Annotated in this window: 3 protein-coding genes; all 3 read right to left on the bottom strand. The window is 67.1% G+C overall.

Going from position 1 to position 2,107, the window contains the following annotated elements; translation table 11 throughout:
* Window positions 1–14 precede the first annotated feature (14 nt).
* The 3 genes from ACXJKR_RS30720 to ACXJKR_RS30710 all read right to left on the bottom strand — a co-directional run bounded on the left by ACXJKR_RS30720 (window position 15) and on the right by ACXJKR_RS30710 (window position 2,081).
* Complete coding sequence (locus tag ACXJKR_RS30720; RefSeq protein WP_457326070.1) at window positions 15–605, bottom strand: DUF4255 domain-containing protein; 591 nt, start codon at window positions 603–605, stop codon at window positions 15–17.
* Between the two features lies 1 nt (window position 606).
* The gene (locus ACXJKR_RS30715) at window positions 607–918 is read right to left on the bottom strand and encodes a DUF3467 domain-containing protein (RefSeq protein ID WP_457326069.1); all 312 of its coding nucleotides are present in this window, start codon (window positions 916–918) and stop codon (window positions 607–609) included.
* 161 nt (window positions 919–1,079) lie between these two features.
* Window positions 1,080–2,081, bottom strand: a complete 1,002-nt coding sequence (locus tag ACXJKR_RS30710) for a sigma-54 interaction domain-containing protein (protein ID WP_457326068.1) — start codon at window positions 2,079–2,081, stop codon at window positions 1,080–1,082.
* Between the last annotated feature and the right edge of the window lie 26 nt (window positions 2,082–2,107).

Below are 2,107 nucleotides of genomic sequence, written 5' to 3'. Positions count from 1 at the left end.
GTGGAAAACCACGCTCATGCCGGCACGCCTCCATAGTCGAAGCGCCGCGCCACGACGGGCAGGGCGTCCGGCGCCTCGACGTCGAGCTGCACGATGCGGGCCACATAGGGCGCGCTCAGTCGGTAGCCGGGCGTGATGGCGTCCCAGATGCGCATCATGTCCTCCACCGTGATCTCGGCAGGGATCAGCTGCACGACCTCCTCGGCCGACCAGCCGCCGTTGCTGGACAGCGTCGACGCATCAAGGATGGGTTCGCGATGCAGCTCGCGCAGCACCCAGGCAAACGCGGCCAGCTCCAGCGCGGTGTTGGCCGACCAGATGGACAGCAGCAGGTGCACATCCAGCGACAGCGGCCGGTTGGACAGGCCCGGTGTGCGGCGTGCATCGCTCGCACTCAGATTGCGCATCTGCTCGTTGACAGTGACGCGATAGGGCCAGACCGACAGCACCGCGCCCTGCACGTTGAGGTCCGCCAGCAGGCCACCGCTGCCGATGGCCTGGAAGCTCATGTCGCCATGCCGCGCGCGCAGTTCGGGCGTCCAGGCGTTGTCCAGCCTTCGGGCCAGCGACTCGGCCAGGGAGAGGAGGGCGGATTCGTTGGCCATGTCAGAACGTGGAGTCCTGCGCGACGATGCCGTTGCCGACCGGGACCACCGGGCCGTACTCCGCCTCGTAGCGCTGCATCGCTTCTGACAGCAACTGCAGCAGGGCCATGGCATAGGACGGCGTCATCACCACGCGGGTGGGCATCCCATGCGTCAGCGCCTCGCCCTCGTAGGCCTGGGCCATGCGCAGCAGCACTTCGCTGCGACTGAAGCCGACCTCGAACTGGTTGGCGTAGTGATAGCCGACCGATGAGGCGGCGACCGGGCAACCCTCGGCGGCCCAGTCACGTCGAACGTCGGTTGGCGACTTCATGCGCTGTATTGCGCAAGTGGCGTGCCATGCTCGGCGGTGGCTGCAGCCCCTTATGAATCAATGAGTTGCGTGTTCGGCCGTGAACGATGTCACATGAGCGATGTGACATTGCGCTACGAAAACCCCAGCGGATCAAGCACTTGCGGTGTCACAGCGGCGTGTTACGGCGCACGTGCATTGCGGACCGGCTCCAGCGCGATGTGGAACTGCTTCATCTTGCGATACAGGGTCATGCGGGACCAGTGCAACATCTCGGCGGCCCGGGTGCGGTTCCATTCGCAACGCTCGAGGGCTTCGATCACGCGGCTCGATTCATCGTTGACCAACGACGTCGCGCCGGACAGTGGCAGTTCATCGGGCTCCAGCGGCCGGCCGTCGAACACCAGCCCGGCGGCCTCGACCAGGTTGCGCAGTTCGCGGGCATTGCCCGGCCAGCCGTGCTGCTGCATCAGCACCATGGCCGAAGCCGTCACGCGCACCGGGCCTGCGCTGCCGCCGTCATSCAGTTGACCCGCGAAGTGCTCGAACAAGGGCGCCACATCTTCGGGGCGCTGCCTCAGTGGCAGCAACTCGATGCGGGCCACGTTGAGCCGGTAGAACAGGTCCGCCCGGAATGAGCCCCTGCGCACGGCCTGTTCCAGCGCGCAATGCGTCGCCGCGACGATGCGCACGTCCACATGGCGGCTGCGCAGCGCGCCGATGGGGAACACCTCGCGCGTCTCGAGCACGCGCAGCAGCTTGGCCTGGGCATGCAGCGGCATGTCGCCGATCTCGTCGAGGAACAGCGTGCCGCCGCTGGCCAGCGAAATCTTGCCGGGATAAGCCGCATGGGCGCCGGTGAAGGCGCCGCGCTCATAGCCGAAGAGTTCGCTGTCGAGCAGCGTGTCCGGCAGCGCCGCGCAATTGATGCTGACCATGGGCCCGCTGCGGCGCTCGCCGAGTTCGTGCAGGGCGCGGGCCACGCAGTCCTTGCCCGTGCCCGTTTCGCCGGTGACCAGCACGCTGCATTGGGACCGCGCCAGCATCGGGAGCCGCATGCGCAATGCGCTGAGCGAGGCGCTGGGGCCGACGATGCTGGCCAAGGCGTCCTTCGGTTGCTGCACCGGCCGGCGGTTTTCCGACACCCGAGCAGGCAACTGCTTTGGCACGCTTGCTGGAGTCATGGTTGCGCCTTCCTATGCTGCCCGCC

Source organism: Roseateles sp. P5_E11 (assembly GCF_054049355.1).
Note: the sequence above shows the minus strand (reverse complement) of the source record. Positions and strands in the feature narration are given on the sequence as shown.

Coding starts and splice junctions, on each gene's coding strand:
- ACXJKR_RS30720 (WP_457326070.1), bottom strand. CDS start 605: ATGGCCAACGAATCCGCCCTCCTCTCCCTGGCCGAGTCGCTGGCCCGA.
- ACXJKR_RS30715 (WP_457326069.1), bottom strand. CDS start 918: ATGAAGTCGCCAACCGACGTTCGACGTGACTGGGCCGCCGAGGGTTGC.